General features: G+C 37.0%; 16 protein-coding genes. 12 read left to right on the top strand and 4 right to left on the bottom strand.

All coding sequences use genetic code 11. The features are described from left to right. Window positions 1–53: 53 nt before the first annotated feature. The 5 genes from Q0X77_RS02195 to Q0X77_RS02175 all read left to right on the top strand — a co-directional run bounded on the left by Q0X77_RS02195 (window position 54) and on the right by Q0X77_RS02175 (window position 4,907). Complete coding sequence (locus tag Q0X77_RS02195; RefSeq protein WP_297792436.1) at window positions 54–617, top strand: L-threonylcarbamoyladenylate synthase; 564 nt, start codon at window positions 54–56, stop codon at window positions 615–617. 76 nt (window positions 618–693) lie between these two features. Next, window positions 694–2,124: an HD domain-containing protein gene (locus tag Q0X77_RS02190; RefSeq protein WP_297792434.1), complete on the top strand. Its 1,431-nt coding sequence runs from the start codon at window positions 694–696 to the stop codon at window positions 2,122–2,124. Between the two features lie 52 nt (window positions 2,125–2,176). Next, a complete protein-coding gene (locus Q0X77_RS02185) occupies window positions 2,177–3,211 on the top strand; it encodes a heme A synthase (protein ID WP_297792432.1) in 1,035 nt (344 codons plus the stop codon). Window positions 3,212–3,239: 28 nt separating this feature from the next. Beyond that, entirely contained in the window at window positions 3,240–3,734 is a 495-nt protein-coding gene (locus Q0X77_RS02180) for a hypothetical protein (protein WP_297792430.1), read from the top strand. Between the two features lie 114 nt (window positions 3,735–3,848). Then, window positions 3,849–4,907: a nucleoid-associated protein gene (locus tag Q0X77_RS02175; protein WP_297792428.1), complete on the top strand. Its 1,059-nt coding sequence runs from the start codon at window positions 3,849–3,851 to the stop codon at window positions 4,905–4,907. A gap of 3 nt (window positions 4,908–4,910) precedes the next feature. On the opposite strand, the gene Q0X77_RS02170 is transcribed toward Q0X77_RS02175, so the two are convergent. After that, the gene (locus Q0X77_RS02170) at window positions 4,911–5,996 is read right to left on the bottom strand and encodes a hypothetical protein (RefSeq protein ID WP_297792425.1); all 1,086 of its coding nucleotides are present in this window, start codon (window positions 5,994–5,996) and stop codon (window positions 4,911–4,913) included. An 89-nt stretch (window positions 5,997–6,085) separates the two neighbouring features. On the opposite strand from Q0X77_RS02170, the gene Q0X77_RS02165 reads away from it, so the two are divergent. Genes Q0X77_RS02165 through uvrB form a run of 6 tightly spaced genes read left to right on the top strand, consistent with a single transcriptional unit; the run spans window position 6,086 to window position 15,902 of the window. Continuing rightward, window positions 6,086–6,988, top strand: coding sequence for an ABC transporter ATP-binding protein (locus Q0X77_RS02165; RefSeq protein ID WP_297792423.1), 903 nt, complete (start codon window positions 6,086–6,088; stop codon window positions 6,986–6,988). 20 nt (window positions 6,989–7,008) lie between these two features. Beyond that, window positions 7,009–7,842, top strand: coding sequence for an ABC transporter permease (locus tag Q0X77_RS02160; protein ID WP_297792421.1), 834 nt, complete (start codon window positions 7,009–7,011; stop codon window positions 7,840–7,842). Window positions 7,843–7,868: 26 nt separating this feature from the next. After that, entirely contained in the window at window positions 7,869–10,568 is a 2,700-nt protein-coding gene (locus tag Q0X77_RS02155; protein WP_297792419.1) for a T9SS type B sorting domain-containing protein, read from the top strand. Between the two features lie 49 nt (window positions 10,569–10,617). Further along, on the top strand, window positions 10,618–12,372 hold the full coding sequence (locus tag Q0X77_RS02150) for a T9SS type B sorting domain-containing protein (protein ID WP_297792417.1): 1,755 nt from the start codon (window positions 10,618–10,620) through the stop codon (window positions 12,370–12,372). A gap of 31 nt (window positions 12,373–12,403) precedes the next feature. After that, window positions 12,404–13,855 (top strand): T9SS type B sorting domain-containing protein, encoded by a 1,452-nt coding sequence (locus Q0X77_RS02145; RefSeq protein WP_297792415.1) that lies wholly within the window; start codon window positions 12,404–12,406, stop codon window positions 13,853–13,855. Between the two features lie 58 nt (window positions 13,856–13,913). Next, window positions 13,914–15,902 (top strand): excinuclease ABC subunit UvrB, encoded by a 1,989-nt coding sequence (gene uvrB, locus Q0X77_RS02140; RefSeq protein ID WP_297792414.1) that lies wholly within the window; start codon window positions 13,914–13,916, stop codon window positions 15,900–15,902. A gap of 105 nt (window positions 15,903–16,007) precedes the next feature. On the opposite strand, the gene Q0X77_RS02135 is transcribed toward uvrB, so the two are convergent. After that, window positions 16,008–16,436, bottom strand: a complete 429-nt coding sequence (locus Q0X77_RS02135) for an Hsp20/alpha crystallin family protein (protein WP_297792412.1) — start codon at window positions 16,434–16,436, stop codon at window positions 16,008–16,010. A 229-nt stretch (window positions 16,437–16,665) separates the two neighbouring features. Then, entirely contained in the window at window positions 16,666–17,067 is a 402-nt protein-coding gene (locus Q0X77_RS02130; RefSeq protein ID WP_297792410.1) for a TerB family tellurite resistance protein, read from the bottom strand. A 138-nt stretch (window positions 17,068–17,205) separates the two neighbouring features. Here Q0X77_RS02130 and Q0X77_RS02125 point away from each other — a divergent pair, with 138 nt between their 5' ends. After that, window positions 17,206–17,556 (top strand): DUF1456 family protein, encoded by a 351-nt coding sequence (locus tag Q0X77_RS02125; protein WP_297792408.1) that lies wholly within the window; start codon window positions 17,206–17,208, stop codon window positions 17,554–17,556. A 35-nt stretch (window positions 17,557–17,591) separates the two neighbouring features. Here Q0X77_RS02125 and Q0X77_RS02120 read toward each other — a convergent pair whose 3' ends face one another. After that, entirely contained in the window at window positions 17,592–17,927 is a 336-nt protein-coding gene (locus Q0X77_RS02120; RefSeq protein ID WP_297792405.1) for a hypothetical protein, read from the bottom strand. Between the last annotated feature and the right edge of the window lie 158 nt (window positions 17,928–18,085).

The following is an 18,085-nucleotide window of genomic DNA, read 5'->3' as shown; positions in this document are numbered from 1 at the left end:
AAAGTCATTAAACGTAATTTAATTCTCAGTAATTCCATTTAACGATCTATTCCATGTCCAAAAAAGAAATCGATAACGCTATTGCCATTCTTAATGAAGGAGGCCTTATACTTTATCCGACAGATACGGTTTGGGGAATTGGCTGTGATGCAACCAATAAGGAAGCTGTAGATCAGATATTCAGACTAAAAAAGAGATCTGATAAAAAGACCATGATTTGTCTTGTTTCTAACCAGTTTATGTTAGAACAGTATGTAAAACAAGTCCCCGAGGCTGCCTACGATATTATGGATATAGCTGAAAAACCGATAACCATTATTTATGACGATCCAAAGGGTGTTGCAGAAAACCTCATTGCCGATGATAACACTTTGGCCATTAGGGTAGCATCAGATAAGTTTTGTAAAAGACTAATACAAAAATTCAAAAGGCCAATCGTTTCTACATCTGCAAATATTGCCGGTGAACCCACTCCCGGAAATTTTTCAGAAATAAGTAATTTGATTTTAAAAGGTGTAGACTATGTGGTAAATTTGGAGAAAAATTCAACTATTAAATCACCTTCTTCTATTATTAAATTGGGTAATAATGGCACTGTAAAAATTATCCGTAAGTAAAAAAACAGAAATTCCAGACATTCTTGTTGGGGAGTTATACCAGGCTTGACAATTCAATGCGGAAGTAATTAAAATTATGACCCTAATAAATTACAAAGACAATTTAAAAGACCCCATCTTCTTAACTATTGCTGAAGCGGCAAAGGAACTTTCCGTTGATAGCTATCTAATTGGTGGATATGTCAGAGATCTTTTACTGGGAAAGGGTAAATCTAAGGATATTGATATTGTTGCCGTTGGTAGTGGGATTAAGCTCGCTAAAAAAGTTGCTTCAAAACTAAGTGGAAACCCAAAAGTTTCAGTTTTTAAGAACTTCGGTACAGCAATGTTAAAACACCACCACTTGGAAATAGAATTTGTGGGTGCCAGAACGGAAAGTTATTTGAAAGATAGCCGAAAACCCATTGTAGAAGATGGAAGCCTATTAGACGACCAAAAGAGGCGGGATTTTACTATCAATACTTTGGCCATATCCCTCAATGAATTGGATTTTGGTGACTTAATAGATCCGCTTAATGGAGTTAATGATCTTCAAAACAAACTAATAAGAACTCCTCTGGATCCATCGATTACCTATTCTGATGACCCTTTAAGAATGATGAGAGCTATTCGTTTCGCTACTCAATTGGGTTTCGATATTGAATTAAAATCGCTTCAGGCGATTATAGAAAATAAGGAACGAATAAAAATTATTTCTGAAGAAAGGATAATTGATGAATTGAATAAAATTTTGGCATGTGATCAGCCGTCCATTGGTCTTAAACTTTTATATAATACTGAATTATTGCCCTATATCCTGCCGGAATTGATTGCTTTGGAAGGAATTGAAGAAGTTGAAGGCCAGCGCCATAAAGATAATTTTTGGCACACCCTCGAAGTTGTCGATAATATTTCGAAAACTACTGATAATCTATGGTTGCGTTGGGCAGCACTGCTCCATGATATTGGCAAGGCCCCTACCAAAAGATTTGACAAAAAGATTGGATGGACGTTCCATGCGCATGAATTTGTTGGTTCTAAAATGGTGTTTAAATTATTTAAAAGATTACGTATGCCGCTGAACGACAAAATGAAATTTGTTCAGAAAATGGTTCGTATGAGCTCCAGGCCAATAATTCTTTCACAGGATCATGTGACAGATGCCGCTGTGAGAAGGTTGGTATTTGATGCAGGTGATCATGTAGATGATCTAATGACATTATGTGAAGCAGATATAACGACCAAGAATCCTAAGAAACAAAAAAAATACAAGAACAATTTTAAAATTGTAAGACAAAAAATAATTGAGGTTGAAGAACGTGATCACCTTAGAAATTTTCAACCACCCATAAGTGGGGAGGAAATTATGAAAACCTTTGATCTAAAGCCCTCTAAGGAAATTGGCATCATAAAAGATGCAATTAAAGAGGCGATTCTGGAAGGTGAAATTCCAAATGAATTCGGTCCGGCCTATGAATTTATGATAAAAAAAGGTGAAGAATTAGGGCTTCACAAAAAGCAGGAATAAGGAATTTGTGTTGTCTTAATTATAGTAATTTTGCTAGTTAAATAGAGCTCGTATGCAGAAGAATTTTAGAAAAATCGCCAAAATTTCTTTGGTTTTGGTTTATTTGGTGATTATTGCCGGAGCCGTTGTGCGAATGACAGGAAGTGGTATGGGCTGTCCTGATTGGCCTAAATGCTTCGGGTATTATATACCTCCTACTGAAGCATCTGAACTTGAATGGAAACCGAACCACGATTATAACAAAGGACAAGTAATTATTCTGAATGAAACCCTGCAAGTTGCAAAAGAAGATTTAAAGACTTCAGATGTTTTTGACACCACTAATTGGGAAACATATACCAAACACGATTATGCAGAGTTTAATCCATGGCATACCTGGATCGAATTTATAAATCGCCTTTTGGGCGCCCTGGCAGGTTTGGTCATCTTAGTGCTTGCAATCTCTTCAATAGGATATTGGAAAAAGAATAAAGGTATAACCGCAATATCATGGCTGTTGGTTTTATCCATGGGCTTTCAAGGTTGGTTAGGTGCTACCGTGGTTTATTCGGTTCTGGAACCGGTAAAAATTACCATACATATGGTTATGGCCCTATTTATTGTAGCATTATTGGTATATCTTCTCTTCATTACAGATACCCGTCCTCTGCAAAGGACATATGACAAAAATGTAGCAATAGGTTTTTGGGTGGCATTAGCTATTACTTTGTTTCAAATCGTTATGGGAACGCAAGTCAGGCAGTTTGTGGACCACCAGATAGATTTATTTGGTGAAAATGACAAATCTATGTGGCTTCAAGATCCCTCAATTCAATTTTACGTTCATCGCTCCTTTTCAATTTTGGTTGTACTGGTAAATGTATCCCTTGCATATTACATCACTCAAAAGAAATTGGACTTTTCTAAATTTAAATGGGTTTTAGGTATTCTATTCCTTGAAGTAGTCTCCGGGGTTGTGATGTATTATTTTGATTTTCCATTTGCAAGTCAACCGCTTCATTTAATATTGGCGGCCCTGCTCTTTGGCATTCAATTCTATTTGGTTTTGGAAGCCACAAAAGTTATAAGAAGTCATAAAACTTCTTAACTTTGCCCCCACCAATAATTGAAAATTAATGATTTATAAAATCAGGATAATCCTGGATACACCGGAAGACATCTTCAGGGATCTGGAAATAGAACACCATGCTACTTTAGAAGATTTTCATAACGCTATAACCCAAGCCTTTGGTTTTTTAGGTAATGAAATGGCTTCTTTCTACCTATGTGATGAGCAATGGAACCAGGACGAAGAAATTCCTCTTTTCGATACAAGTGAAAACGGTGCTGATGTGCGTTTGATGAGCGAAACTACCTTGGAAGAAGTGTTAACCGAAGAGTCGCCCAGGCTTATCTACGTTTATGATTTTTTAAGCATGTGGACCTTTTTTATTGAATTAGCAGATATTGTTAAAAAAGAAGATGGAATGTCTTATCCAAATGTATTATTCAGCTTTGGTGAATTACCTGATGCTCCGCCGGAAAAGAAATTTGAGTCTGATACATCATTTAATTTTGATGAACCCCTGGATAATTACGACGATTTGGATTTTGACGAAAATTGGAATTAACTTGGCCGTTGCAGGTACTCGATTACCAATATCCGTAAATTCCTTATTTAACTATCCTAAAGATTACCTCTGAACCTATTTTATAAAACATAAATAAAATCCCCAATAATTAATATGATAAATCTATATCCCTGTCAAATTCAATGTATTTCACTTCACCGTGTAGGCAACAAAAGCAAAGCGGAACCTGTGTTCCTATCCCAGGCGCCCTATAGCCCGGATGATGAAACTACCGGTTTATTAAAAGAGTACTTTTTTAAACCTTTCCGGGAAAAAGAAGAAAATTATTATCAATTGGCTCACGAAATTGATCTTGAATTCAATGAAGTTTACAAACTGGTCACTGAAATTTTTGAAGAGCCGGAAAAGGCTCATCAAGTCTCAATAAATCTGACTAAACATCTCTATGAGCAATCCAACCATCCCCATATTAAAAGCGGTGAAGTTTATATTACACATTTGACCGATATACTTCTGGATAATAAAAAAACAGATGCTATCGGGATCTTTAAGAGTGAAATAAAACAGGATTTTCTTCAATTTTCCGAAAACGACAACAATCTTAATCTTCTTGTTCAAGAAGGAATTAATCTGAATAGGCTGGACAAAGGTTGCCTAATATTCAATGTGGACAAATCAGAAGGTTATAAAGTTTTATCCATTGACAGTAATAGATATGATGCTAAATACTGGTTAGAGAATTTTCTGGGCGTGAATGTATTGGCCGATGACAATTTTTATACAAAGAACTATCTGAAATTTTGTCAAAATTTTGCTAAAGACGTCGTACTTCCTGCAGAAGATAAAAAACAGGAAGTCATGTTTATGAACAGGGCTGTGAACCATTTTGCAAAAAATGATTCTTTTGAAGAAACTAATTTTCTGAATGAAGTACTGGAAAACCCTGATCTTATTCCGGAATTTAAACACTATAAAACAGAGAAAGGCCCAAAGTATAGCATCGAAGATGTATCAACCTTCGATATTGCCAACAAAGCAGTGTCCGAGACGCGCAAAAAAATAAAAAATGTAATACAATTAGATACCAATATACAGATCAAAATGGATTTTATTAACCCTGAATCTGCAGAGAGATTTGTAGAAAAAGGATGGGATGAAGAAAGACAGATGTATTATTACCTGGTCTATTTTAACAAAGAACAAAAAACCTGAGTTTTAAGGCAGTTTAATTTTCTTTTCAATGATTTGCTTCATGCTGACATCCTCATAATTACGCTTCACAAAATCAAGCGCTAGATCCAATAATTCACCCATGGTTGTGCACTTCTTGAAATTAACATCCAGGGTTAGTTCATAGATCTGCTTGCTCAATGTATCAATATTTTCGGGAAGTGAAATGTCATCAGATTTACAAATATTCACCAGTTCGTTAATTCGGTCACCAGAACTAATAATCCGCTTTGCTACTATAGATCGCTCCTCAATCTTATACTGATCTACAGAATCTCTTTGAAGCTTGTTTTGTACCATTTGAACCATAATGTAGTTCTCCTTGAAAAATTGAGGCCGGTACACCTTGAGTTTACCTTCAAAGCTTTGTTGATCAAAATCTATAGCCCTGATTTTATAGACCACGTGGTCAAAATCATGCATTGGAACAATCACATAATTATATGATCGCATGTCGCCTAAAAGCCTGATCATACATCTTTCATTAAATTTTACGAATTCCTTAGCCAATTGTGCTTTTTCAGATTCTGTACAATTGGGAAGCATATCTTTAATAAAAACATCTCCCGGTATACCTGCAATATGCTCCTCTATAAGTGTATCCTGATGAACCAAAAAGTTTAAGTTATAAGGAGATAACATATGTTCTAATTCCAAACCATAAATTCGTGAAGCATCTGTTTTTTTAATGTAGAAATATAAAAAGTTATCATTGAGAATATTCCTCACCTTAATCCGGAAAGGCCTGGAATTACCAAAAGTGCAAAAATCTACGGCATCAATATTTAAATATTGGAAGATTCGATCACTACCGTCAGAATGCAAAATAGAATATACCTGTTTCAGGCTCTGATCAATTTCAAGTCTTTCAGAATCGGAGTAATACACTCTTACCCATAGCGTATCCTCCCCGTCGTCATCATATACTACAACCGAACCAGCAAAACGCAACAGGTCTTCATAAAAAATTGGTATTTCAATTTTCCGATTATACCGGTCCAAATAAGCGTCCAACTTTGGACTTACGGGATAGGCTGGTTTTTTCTTCGACATTAATCGCTCTCCGGACATAACTAATTTTATTAATTCATTGCTTTTGTAACAAAATAACGATTTAATCGTCAAGTATACTAGATGCAACCCAAAAACTCCATTCTAATTTGGAAACAATTTTAACAGTAAACAATCTTACAAAGAAATTCGGATACCTTACTGCAGTTAAGGATTTATCATTTTCAATTGAAAAAGGCAATGTTTATGGAATACTTGGGCCCAATGGAAGTGGAAAATCTACAACGCTTGGGATAGTATTAAACGTAGTGAATGCGACTAATGGGAGTTTTTCCTGGTTTGATGGTACTATCTCTACCCATGATGCCCTGAAAAAAGTTGGAGCAATAATTGAGCGTCCTAATTTCTACCCCTATATGACTGCCATACAGAATTTGAATTTGGTCTGTAAAATTAAAGAAGTACCGGAAGACTCCATAAAGGATAAATTAGAACTAGTGGGATTGTGGGAAAGGAGGAACAGCAAGTTCAGAACGTATTCACTCGGAATGAAACAACGCCTTGCTATTGCTTCTGCCTTATTAAATGATCCTGAAATTCTAATTTTAGATGAACCAACCAATGGTTTGGATCCTCAGGGAATACATCAAATTAGGGAAATTATAAAGAAAATAGCTTCGCAGGGAACTACTATACTTCTTGCTTCGCATTTATTGGATGAAGTAGAAAAAGTATGCAGTCATGTGGTTATTTTAAGAAAAGGAGCGAAACTATATTCCGGCCGTGTTGACGGTATGCTGGCTAGTTTTGGATTTTTTGAATTAAAGTCAGATAATAATGAGGAATTGATAAACTTCTTAAAGGAGCATCCAAATTTTGATGAAATTAAGACAGAAAACGGAATTATTACTGCTTTTCTGAAGAAGGAGATGAACGCAAGTGAACTGAATAACATACTCTACAAAAAGGGGATTGTACTCTCTCATCTGGTTAAAAGAAGAGAAAGTCTGGAAGAACAATTCCTTACCCTGACTGAACATCAAACGGTTTAACTTTCCAAACAAAAATAATAATGAAAAGGTTATTGCAGATAGAATTTATAAAGCTTTGGAACAACAGATCAAGTAAGATTCTGATTATCTCCTATTTCGTACTTCTCACTTCAATAGCATTGGTTGCAGCCATTAAATTTGACATAGGGCCGGTAAAATTTCATTTAGCAGAACAGGGGATTTTTAATTTTCCTTATATCTGGCATTTCAACACATTTATAACCGCTTTTTTTAAACTATTCCTTGCTATAGTGATTGTCTCCATGATGGCCAATGAATACAGTAATAAAACGATAAAACAGAATTTGATCGATGGCCTTTCTAAAAAGGAATTTATCTTGTCGAAATTCCTTACCGTCATTTCATTTGCCTTAATTTCCACAGTCTTCGTCTTTGTAGTATCAATGATCCTGGGACTTATTTATTCCGATTATAATGAAATCTCCATTATTTTTTCTGATATGGAATTTCTGTTGGCTTTTTTCGTTAAACTCGTTGGATTTTTTTCATTCTGTTTGTTCCTGGGAATGCTTGTGAAGCGATCAGCCTTTGCACTGGGTTTCCTGGTTCTATGGCAGGTTTTCGAGGGATTTGTGAGAGGGATGATTCGCTGGAAATTGTTTGATGGTGAAACTACCGATGCTATCATGGGCTTTTTCCCTTTGAATTCAATGTTTAATCTGATTAAAGAACCATTTTCCAGGCTCAGCGCTGTTCAGACAGTTGCCGATCAAATAGGAGAAGAAATTTCGCTTGATTACCATGTTCATTTTCATGAAGTACTCATCGTCATTGGTTGGACTGCTATTTTTATCTATTTATCGTACGCTTTGCTTAAAAAGAGAGATTTGTAGTATCTTGTGGTGTTTGGAAGAACACTATGAAAAAGATCAGGACACTATTGCTCTTTCTGATACTTTGCCCCTTTCTAGTCTTAGGCCAGGGCGAAGCTTCCAATTGGTATTTCGGTGATAAGGCCGGTTTGCGGTTCAATAATGATGGTAGTGTTACATCCCTTACAAATGGTAAAATAAATACTTTTGAAGGTTGTGCCGCAATATCTGATACTTTTGGTAATCTTCTTTTTTATACTGATGGAATCACTGTTTACGACCAAACAAATGAAATAATGCAAAATGGACAGGGCTTGTATGGCGACTCTTCAAGCACACAGTCCGCATTAATCGTTCCTAAACCCCAGGATCCCAATCTGTACTATATTTTTACTGTTGACACTACCATTTCTGAAACAGATCCCGATTATGGGCTGAATTATTCTGTTGTAGATATATCAATGAATAATGGGAGGGGCGCTGTAATTCAGAAAAATATAAATTTATTAAGAGACTGTTCTGAAAAAATATCGGCAGTTCTTAAAGACTGCTCAGATAATTCAATATGGGTTCTTACACTGGCATCGGCAAATGGAGGAGTTGGAAATTTAAATACCTTCTATAGCTATGAAATCAACAGTACAGGTGTAGTAAACACTCCTGTCAAAACTACATTCAATGATTTATTTGTCAATGACCCCAGAGGCTATTTAAAACTATCAGCAGATGGAACTAAAATAGCAAGTGCCAATGTGATTAACGGACTCTTTATTTATGATTTCGATGCCACTACGGGTGTGCTTAGTAATCAGCAAAGAATTACAATAAATACACCTTATCAATTCGCATACGGAATTGAATTTTCTCCAAACAGCAATTATCTATATGTGCATTCCTCAAATAACATTTTGGATAATTCTGCTCAATTATCCCAACTACTGCAATACGACCTCACGGAAACTGATATTTCGGCTTCTGAAGTAGTTTTAGATTCCAGGGAGATATTCAGGGGTGCCCTTCAAATGGCTAATAATGGAAAAATATATAGAACCATCGCGGCAAATTATTTTCAGGGTTCTCCATATTTAGGAGCCATTAATTTTCCGGATGAAAAAGGAGCTGCCTCCGAATATGAACACAATGCTATAGAATTAGATGGGAATGCCACTCAGGGCCTGCCTCCTTTTATTCAGTCGTTTTTCGGTAAAACACAACTGGTACTGAACTCCGATGGAACCAGGAGTAGTACCCTTGCGAAATGCACAGGAGATTCGTTTAGACTGGAAGCTGAGGAAATACCGGGAGCAACTTATTCCTGGTTTAAAGATGGCTTACCAATAACGGTAACAACCGGTTATTTTTATGAATCAACCAATGCTGACCCGGACGATTCAGGACGATATAGCCTGGAAATTACTACACCCAATCCTTCCGCATGTCCTATCCTGGGCGAAGCATTGGTGAATATACTTCCTGTTCCCGACCCACTACTATCCCTGGAACTATGCGATTTTGATGTTATCAACTCAAATGATGGTATTACTACTATTAATTTGGAAACTATAAACGATGATCCGGAAATAACATTTTATTTCTATGAAAGTGTCTCGAACCGTGATAACGACATTAGAATTTCTAATGTTTCTGAGTATCGGAACACTTCCGCTTTTAACCAGATGCTATATTACAGAGCTGAAAATATATTGGGATGCACCTATTTTGGGGAACTTCAGCTACAAATTTCCCCGGTAACTATTGCAACAAGTCCTTATGGACCTTTTTACGGCTGCGATGAGATTGCCGGCGATGATATCCTTTTGAGCAGCTTTAACCTTGAAACCATCGCTGAAAACTATACGACCAACGAAATTAGGTTTTATGAAACGTTGGAAGATCTATTTTTAGAGCAAAAGGAATTAGCAAATCCTTACGTCTCTGAAAGTTCTGTAATATATAGCCGGATAGAGAATTCCGGAGAATGTCCTGCTGTGGATATTATAGAATTAGTAGTTACGGAATCTCCTGTTTTAGCGTTGGAAGAAAGCTATATCCTATGTGAAGGAACTGAGCTTCCCATCAAAGGTCCTGAAGGTTTTAATTCCTACAGATGGTACCAACAATTGAATAACCGTGAAGAGTTGGTTACAGAAGGTCAAACGGCAATTTTTACTGAAGGAGGTGACTATGTCCTGGAAACTACTTTTCTATATAATATCGATGGTAAGGAAGTCCGCTGTGAAAATAGTGTAGATTTTACCGTTATCCTTTCGAGTAAACCAATTATCAGAAATATTGATATTGTTGATTTTTCAACTAACAATTCTATTGAAATTGATGTCGCGGGAGCAGGCTTGTATGAATACTCTATTGATGGTACTTCCTTCCAGACCGAGAATACTTTTTCCAACATTGAACCAGGTTTTGTAACCCTGACTGTACGAGACACAAATGGTTGTGGGGAGACAGAACAAGAAGTATCGGTTATGGGCTATCCCAAATTTTTTACACCGAATGGCGATGGTATAAATGACCGCTGGCAAATTACAGGGTTAAATGAACAGTTTCAGCCTAAAGCTTTGATCGCAATTTTTGATCGTTATGGGAAAATTGTAGCTCAAATTGATGCCGGAGATGAAGGATGGAATGGAACCTCGAGCAGTAATATCCTCCCGGCATCTGATTATTGGTTTAAATTAATATTGCAAGATGGCAGGGAAATTCGAGGGCATTTCGCCTTAAAAAGATAAGCTTGTTCACAAAATAAAAGGTTTTGATATTGGATATTGAAAAATATAAATGAAGTTAATTAAAAGCAACATATTATTCCTGATAGTTCTGGGGCTTTCATTTAATACCTGGGCACAGACCTGTAATTCCCCGGTATTGACTTCTCCTGTTGATGGTGCAGTAAATGTACCTGTGAATTCAACCATTACCTGGGATGCTGTGGTTGGTGTGCCTGGTTATGTTATTTCTATCGGTACTACCCCCGGGGGAGTAGATATTGTAAATCAGGTTAATTTGGGAAATTCCCTTTCTTACACTCCTCCTTTCGGTTTACCTGAAAATACTCAGATTTATGTAAGCATAACACTTTTCTTTTTTGATGCCGATATTCCTGATGTTGTATGTCCAGGTGAATCCTTTACAACAGAAGATGTTACCAGTCCACCGGCATGCACGACGGTTACCAATCCTGCTGATGGTGCAACCAATGTAAATATCGCTGCCAATATTGTATGGAACTATTCTCCCACTGCTACAGGTTATAGAATTTCCCTTAGTACAGTACCAGGTGCAGGTAATATTGTAAATAATGAAGACATAGGTAATGTCCTGTTTTACAACCCAACGATGGATTTTTCACCCAGCACTGAGATATTTGTTCAAATCACGCCTTATAATGAAAATGGTGATCTGTCACCTTGTCCGGAACAAAGTTTTACAACCGGGACAATAGCCACGGCACCGGGTTGTACAAGCCTTACTAATCCTTTGGATGGAGCCATAAATGTACCCCTTACACCTTTAATAGAATGGACTGACATACCTGATGCTGTGGGATATAGAGTAACTATTGGCAGTTCTCCCTTTACGGCAGAAGTTCTGGACAACGTTATTTTTACTACAAATTCTACATTTGTAATCGACTTTGAGCCAAACTTAACTTTTTTTATTACCATAATTCCATTTAATGCCGCGGGGGATGCCATTGGTTGCACCCAGGAGTCTTTCTCCACCATAATCGGATGCGGCCCCTATTTTGATTCAGTAACAGGGGAACTTGTCATAATAAATCCGGATATATCCTTCCCAGACACAATTTCTTTTTGTCAGAATGAAATACCATTTACAGTTTCATCGACAGATATGGCGGAAGGTTTTAGATGGTATAAACGTGACGAATTTGGAAATGAAACCCTAATCTCCGGAGGTACACAGGTATCCCTCTCAGAAGCAGGAGAATACAGGTATGAAGCATATAATACAGTAATGCAGGCCAGTGGCACTATAGAATGCCCCTCATCACAAGTCTTCAATGTGATATCATCGGAAATAGCAACTATCAATTCAGTTTTGATAACAGAACAGCCAACAGGAATTGACATTACCGTGGATGCAAGCGGAATTGGTAATTACGAATATGCTTTAAATAACATAGATGGACCTTACCAGGATAGTAATGTTTTTAACAATATCCCCGCAGGTTCGTATACGGTTTTTGTCAGAGATAAAAATGGATGTGGAATAGCACAGGAAAGTGTGGAACAGGATTTAACTTTGGAAGGCTTCCCCAAATTCTTTACTCCAAACGGCGATGGGATTAATGATTTTTGGCAGTTCATTCCAACCCCTTTAAGCGGTGAAATAAACATAGACGTCATATATATATTTGACCGATATGGAAATTTATTGGCGCAAATAGAACCTTCTGCTAATGGTTGGGATGGCAGTTTTAATGGCAGGCCCCTACCCTCTTCTGATTATTGGTTCAGGGCAATTTCAGAAAGTAATGGTCAAATACAAGGTCATTTTGCATTAAAAAGATAATAAGAATTGAGCAGCCTCATGGGCTTATAAAATGAAAAAGTCAATACTTATCATAATATTTATATTTAAGGCAGTTACGGCCATTGGTCAGGAATGTCCCAGGCTTACCAGTCCCGCTGATGGTTCTTTGGGAGTCCTTGTAAATACTACTATTAACTGGCCCCCTGTCCCGGGTATAATTGGATATTTGGTGTCTCTTGGGACCACACCTGGCGGCGGTGATATTCTGAACAGGCGTTCCGCCGGCCTTACCAATAGTTACACCCCTGAAGTGGGTCTCCCGGAAAACACCACCATCTATGTTACAATAAGTTTGTTTTTGTCTAATGGGCAGCTTATAATTTGTACAAGTGAGTCCTTTACAACTGAAGATGTTACCACCGCACCACCATGTACTTCATTGACAGAACCACTGAATAACGACGGGAATGTTTCAGTAAAAACAGAACTCAACTGGGGCTATGCGCCTACTGCTACCGGATATAGAATATCTGTTGGCACCATGCCGGGAGCCACCGATTTAATTGATAATTTGGATGTTGGAAATGTATTGAGCTATAATCCTTCGGATGATTTACCGCAGGATACACCTGTTTATGTTACCGTAATTCCATATAATGAAAATGGGGATGCCGGATTATGTAATGAAGAAAGCTTTACGACCGGAAATGCCGTTATAGATTGCAATGCCTTTTTTGATCCGGTAAGCGGTGAAATTATCTCAAGAAAACCTGAAACCAATTTACCCGGTCAGATTGGCTTATGCAAGAATGAGTTACCAACTCTATATAGCAGTATTGATTCGGCAGAGGGCTTTAGATGGTACAAGGTAAATGATGACGGAACTGAGACTTTACTATCATCAACAGCAACAGTCTCTTTGTCTGAAGTAGGCCCTTATCGCTACGAGGCCTATAATTTTGTTGAACAGGGTGGGGAAACCTTTGAATGTGCAGTATCCCAGGAGTTCAACGTAGTATTATCAGAAATAGCACAGATTACCTCCGTTTCCGTCGAACGCCAAATCGATGGTAAAAGAATACAGGTGGAAGTTAGCGGGCTTGGTGATTATGAATATGCGCTGGACGAAATTGATGGGCCATATCAGGACATGCCAATATTTAACAGGGTTTCGGAAGGTACCCATATCATATATGTCAGGGATAAGAATGGATGTGGAATCGCCCAACGTTTGGTTGAAAGGGAATTGACAGTTGATGACTTTCCTAAGTTCTTCACCCCCAATGGTGACGGGATTAACGATTTTTGGCAATACATTGCCCCGCGTGAAAGAAATGAAATTCAACTGACTTATATTCAGGTTTTCGACAGGTATGGCAACTTTTTAACTCAGATTATGCCAAATTCAAAAGGATGGGATGGTACGTTCAATGGCCAACCACTTCCTTCTTCAAGTTATTGGTTTAGAGCAAAGGATAATTTAAATAATGAAGTCCAGGGATTTTTTGCCTTGAAGAGATAAACCATATTTAACAATTGTCCTGCTAAGAAAACTATCGACCCTTTTGTAACTTTACCAAATGAAATTTAAGGTAGTATCAGAATTTGATCCAACAGGAGACCAACCCGAAGCCATAAGCCAGTTAACGGAAGGCATAGAAACCGGGGAACGCTATCAGACATTATTAGGTGTTACCGGATCCGGTAAAACATTTACGGTGGCTAATGTCATTCAAAGTGTTCAACGTCCTACTCTTGTTCTTGCCCACAATAAAACATTAGCAGCCCAGTTATATTCAGAATTCAAGCAGTTTTTTCCGGAAAATGCTGTTGAATATTTTGTCTCTTACTACGATTACTATCAGCCGGAGGCTTATATCCCAACTTCCGGATTATACATAGAAAAAGATCTCTCTATTAATGAGGACATTGAAAAACTGCGCTTAAGTGCCACTTCGTCCCTGTTGTCGGGAAGAAGAGACGTTATTGTCGTGGCATCAGTTTCCTGTTTATATGGCATTGGCAATCCGGCAGAATTTCAAAAAAACGTAATCTCAATTGAGAAAGATCAAATTATTTCTCGTACTAAATTCCTTCATCAACTTGTACAAAGTCTTTATTCAAGGACAACGGCCGATTTTAGAAATGGAAATTTCAGAGTAAAGGGTGATGTGGTAGATGTATTTCCAAGTTACGCTGATCATGCTTTCAGGATTCATTTTTTTGGAGATGAGATAGAAGAAATTGAAGCTTTTGATCCCTATAAAAATAAAGTGCTGGAGATCTATGAAAACCTCAACATTTATCCTGCAAACATGTTTGTTACCTCTCCGGATATCCTGCAGGATGCTATTCATCAGATTCAGGGAGATTTGGTCAACCAGGTGGATTATTTCAGAAGTGTTGCCAAACCACTTGAAGCGAAACGGCTGGAAGAACGTACCAATTTTGATTTAGAAATGATCCGTGAATTAGGTTATTGTTCCGGCATCGAAAATTATTCAAGATATCTGGATGGTCGTGAACCCGGAACCAGGCCATTCTGTCTGCTGGACTATTTTCCGAATGACTATTTAATGGTTGTTGATGAAAGTCATGTTACTATTCCACAGGTCCACGCTATGTACGGAGGTGACAGGTCTCGAAAAGAAAATCTGGTTGAATATGGATTTCGCCTACCGGCAGCAATGGATAACCGGCCTTTGAAATTTGAAGAATTTGAAGCACTTCAAAACCAGGTAATCTATGTTAGCGCTACCCCGGCAGATTATGAATTGCAACTTAGCCAGGGGGTATTTGTAGAGCAGGTCATTCGTCCGACAGGTTTATTGGATCCGGAAATAGATGTTCGTCCAAGTTTAAATCAAATCGACGATTTGGTTGAAGAAATTCAGCAAAGGGTGGAACTGGACGAGCGGACACTGGTAACAACACTTACAAAAAGAATGGCTGAAGAACTTGCCAAATATCTAGCCCGAATTAATATAAGATGCAGATATATACATAGTGATGTAGACACTTTGGAAAGGGTTGAAATCATGCAGGATTTGCGAAAAGGTGTGTTTGATGTCCTTATTGGTGTTAATTTGTTAAGAGAAGGACTCGACCTGCCTGAGGTATCTCTGGTAGCTATATTGGATGCAGACAAAGAAGGTTTCCTGAGGAGCAACCGTTCATTAACACAAACGGTGGGCAGGGCAGCCCGCCATTTAAACGGGAAAGCCATTATGTATGCCGACAAGGTTACGGCAAGTATGCAAAAAACAATTGACGAGACTAACTATAGAAGGGAAAAGCAAACAAACTACAATTTAAAAAATAATATAACCCCCAGAGCACTAAATAAGAATTTGGACAGCGCCCTTGCTAAGAATTCTGTTTCAACATATCATTTTGAAAAAGAGGAAATTAGAGCAGAGGAACCCGACTTGCAATACATTACAAAAGAGCAAAAGGAAAAATTGATACGTGATAAGAGAAAAGCTATGGAAAAAGCAGCAAAAGAATTAGATTTTATGCAAGCTGCTAAATTCAGGGATGAAATAAAAATGCTTCAAAACCTGACATAAAAAAAGAGCGCCCTGAATAAACAAGACGCTCTTCCTAACTAACCAACTAAACAAACAAACCAACATGAAAGCCCGTTAGGAGGGCTCCTCATACTTTATGAATCCTTATTTCCCAATTTCAATCAATCTCTTGGGCTTGGGAAGTGACTCTTCTTTCTTAGGTAAAGTGAATTTTAAAATTCCATTATCATATGAAGCTTTAATTCCTTCTTCATCAATAGTTTCAGGAAGAGTGAAAGCCCTTTTAAAGGATGTATAAGAAAATTCCTTACGGGAATAACCATCTTCTGTGGCTTCTTCTTCTTTTTTGATTTCACTGGAAATTGTCAAAACCTGTTCATCAATTTCAATGTTAAAATCTTCTTTTTTTCTCCCGGGAACTGATAACTCCAGTTCAAAACTTGTTTCGTTTTCAAGAATGTTTACAGGAGGAAATGTCCCACGATAATTTTCCAGACCCCCAAACCAATCAGGTTTAAAAATTTCATTCATCAGGTCAGGAAATACTAAATTGTTTCTTCTGATTATACTCATTCTTTTATATTTTTTAATTAAGACTATTTATTTGATTAGTAATAGACAAATGATATACCAAGTTTATTTAACTGCCGTTTTGACTTGCTTTAAGTAGTTATTGATGCCATTATGGCGTAATTATAAGATTTTAGGGTATTCGATAGCGCTTCAATAATCGTAAATCTTATTGGAAACAAGGTATTATATAATCAGGAAAGTAGTATTGAGCAGAGGTAAATGCTCAAATCTAATTGTAATGTGCTTTAAAAATATTGATAAGTACTTCGGGTGGAATTATTTTGTCCGGATAATCATGCATAACAGTAAGTACCTGTTCTATTGCAGAAGGAGGTAAGCCCATACCCAGGCCTATATTGTGTAATTTACCTATTTCAACAAGATGTTGTTCCTGGTCTACATTCATTAGTAATACCAATCTGTGAAATTGCAGAATACGATCAGCTTGTGTTTTAGGAACGATGATTTTTGCCTGATTTTCGACAAGCGAATCAAATGTTTCCTTGGCAATATCCAAGCCATCAGCTACGCTTAAAAGAAAATTATATTCAATATCTTTTAAAGCGTGATCAGCTTTTGCAAAGGCAATCATTTCGGATAAAATACTAAGCTTCTCTTTATAGGTACTCATCACCTTGATTATTAAACCACTCTTGAACAGGTCATAAGTATAACATTAAAATGACCAATTTCGTATAAATAATGTACCCTTAAATCCAAAAATTTAGATTGCATGGTAATTTATAATACCTTGCATAAAATAGCGGTTATGACGAATAACGACATATTAAAAAAACTTCGGGTAGCACTAATGCTTCGTGATGATGAAATTGTTGAAATTCTTGAATTAGTTGATTTCAGAATTTCCAAAAGTGAGATAGGTGCATTTTGCCGTAAAGAGGGACATCCCAAATATCGTGAATGCGGGGATCAGGTATTGAGGAATTTTCTTAATGGGTTGGTAATTCATTTGAGAGGAACAAAGGAAAATCCAAAAAACCCAAAGGAAGTTTTGAATAAACCTAAAGCGCAGAAAAGCATTCCTGAAAGAAAGTTTGACAAACCAAAGAAAAAGCCAGATTTAGGTTATGTCAAATACAAAAACAAAAAAAAGTCCTGAATTTCATCAGGACTTTCCTATAACACAACAGGGTTTTATGCTGTAATCCTAACAGGCAACTTATACATTTTGCCTTGTTTAACTTCCTTTAGTTCAACTTTTTTGTAATTCAGTTTACTTTTGACAAATAATTCTAAATCTTTATCATTCGTGTCTACTGAAATCACCACAATTTCACCTTCACTATTCACTGTAAAAAGAACCTGGCCGGTTAAATCGTAATTGTCAACTGCCAAATTATTTTCATTCAATAGTTCCCAAATTTGTGTGGAAAGATTTTTTTGGGGATCTGTGTTGTCAGAGGTACTTGCTAAAAGATTTCCGGAAACAAGTAGAGCTGCAGCTACCAGGACTAAACTGATTTTTTTCATGACTTTGATTGTTTAATGATTGATGAATAAATTAATTATATACTAAAAGAGACGGTTATTAATTGGAATTGTTACAGTAGAATTAATTTTTAACATAAATTTAAAAAATAGTGTTTTGATATTTTCCTGAATAAACACCAACCAAACGGATGACCATT

The organism is uncultured Eudoraea sp., from assembly GCF_947258925.1.
Classification (GTDB): domain Bacteria; phylum Bacteroidota; class Bacteroidia; order Flavobacteriales; family Flavobacteriaceae; genus Eudoraea.
The sequence above is the reverse complement of the archived record's forward strand: the minus strand, read 5'-3'. Positions and strand labels throughout refer to the sequence as shown.

Excerpts from the sequence above, each read along its gene's own strand:
- Q0X77_RS02195 (WP_297792436.1), top strand. The coding sequence starts at position 54 with ATGTCCAAAAAAGAAATCGATAACGCTATTGCCATTCTTAATGAAGGA.
- Q0X77_RS02190 (WP_297792434.1), top strand. The coding sequence starts at position 694 with ATGACCCTAATAAATTACAAAGACAATTTAAAAGACCCCATCTTCTTA.
- Q0X77_RS02185 (WP_297792432.1), top strand. The coding sequence starts at position 2,177 with ATGCAGAAGAATTTTAGAAAAATCGCCAAAATTTCTTTGGTTTTGGTT.
- Q0X77_RS02180 (WP_297792430.1), top strand. The coding sequence starts at position 3,240 with ATGATTTATAAAATCAGGATAATCCTGGATACACCGGAAGACATCTTC.
- Q0X77_RS02175 (WP_297792428.1), top strand. The coding sequence starts at position 3,849 with ATGATAAATCTATATCCCTGTCAAATTCAATGTATTTCACTTCACCGT.
- Q0X77_RS02170 (WP_297792425.1), bottom strand. The coding sequence starts at position 5,996 with ATGTCCGGAGAGCGATTAATGTCGAAGAAAAAACCAGCCTATCCCGTA.
- Q0X77_RS02160 (WP_297792421.1), top strand. The coding sequence starts at position 7,009 with ATGAAAAGGTTATTGCAGATAGAATTTATAAAGCTTTGGAACAACAGA.
- Q0X77_RS02155 (WP_297792419.1), top strand. The coding sequence starts at position 7,869 with ATGAAAAAGATCAGGACACTATTGCTCTTTCTGATACTTTGCCCCTTT.
- Q0X77_RS02150 (WP_297792417.1), top strand. The coding sequence starts at position 10,618 with ATGAAGTTAATTAAAAGCAACATATTATTCCTGATAGTTCTGGGGCTT.
- Q0X77_RS02145 (WP_297792415.1), top strand. The coding sequence starts at position 12,404 with ATGAAAAAGTCAATACTTATCATAATATTTATATTTAAGGCAGTTACG.
- uvrB (WP_297792414.1), top strand. The coding sequence starts at position 13,914 with ATGAAATTTAAGGTAGTATCAGAATTTGATCCAACAGGAGACCAACCC.
- Q0X77_RS02135 (WP_297792412.1), bottom strand. The coding sequence starts at position 16,436 with ATGAGTATAATCAGAAGAAACAATTTAGTATTTCCTGACCTGATGAAT.
- Q0X77_RS02130 (WP_297792410.1), bottom strand. The coding sequence starts at position 17,067 with ATGAGTACCTATAAAGAGAAGCTTAGTATTTTATCCGAAATGATTGCC.
- Q0X77_RS02125 (WP_297792408.1), top strand. The coding sequence starts at position 17,206 with ATGACGAATAACGACATATTAAAAAAACTTCGGGTAGCACTAATGCTT.
- Q0X77_RS02120 (WP_297792405.1), bottom strand. The coding sequence starts at position 17,927 with ATGAAAAAAATCAGTTTAGTCCTGGTAGCTGCAGCTCTACTTGTTTCC.